Origin of the sequence: Clostridium sp. KLE 1755 (assembly GCF_000466465.2) — a bacterium.
GTDB lineage: Bacteria > Bacillota > Clostridia > Lachnospirales > Lachnospiraceae > Eisenbergiella > Eisenbergiella porci.
Genome location: NZ_KE992762.1, coordinates 28,079 through 28,608 on the forward strand (window position 1 = coordinate 28,079; position 530 = coordinate 28,608).

Sequence of the window (530 nt, forward strand, 5' to 3'; positions counted from 1 at the left end):
GCGGGCGGAGGCTCACCGGCAGACAGGTGACCGCCAGCGAGCTGCGGGGCGGGGCTGCGCTTGTGGTCGCCGGGCTGTGTGCGGAAGGACTTACCGCAGTGGGAAACAGGTATTTTATTGACCGCGGCTATGAAGATATCTGCCGGGATTTAAGACAGCTGGGAGCGGATATCGACAGCTGGTGAAAGCGGCAGGGGAAGGCTTATAAGGCTTCTGCAATTCCGGAAGCCTTTGCGGGAAGCCTTGAAAAGTGATAAAGCTAATCGGATGCATAAGGGCAGGAACTGTAAATGAAGACGGATGAAATGAAAAAACAGAAGAAAAAATCCGTTCAGGATCATAAAACAGGCAGCGGGAAAAAGCCTGCTGCCGCTGCGCCCAAGAAGAAAACGGTTCCTGGCGCCGGTACGTCCAAAGGCGGAACGGGCAAAGGCGGGATATCCAAAGGGGGCGCGGCCAAAGCTGGCGCGTCCAAAACCAACCCGTCCAAATCTGGCCCGTCCAAGGCAAGCCCGTCCAGAGGTGGAGGC

Annotated in this window: 2 pseudogenes; both read left to right on the forward strand. The window is 57.0% G+C overall.

The features are described from left to right. Window positions 1–185, forward strand: a pseudogene (locus HMPREF1548_RS29680) (UDP-N-acetylglucosamine 1-carboxyvinyltransferase); the annotation flags it as partial. Between the two features lie 105 nt (window positions 186–290). Next, window positions 291–530: pseudogene (locus tag HMPREF1548_RS30295) on the forward strand (hypothetical protein); the annotation flags it as partial.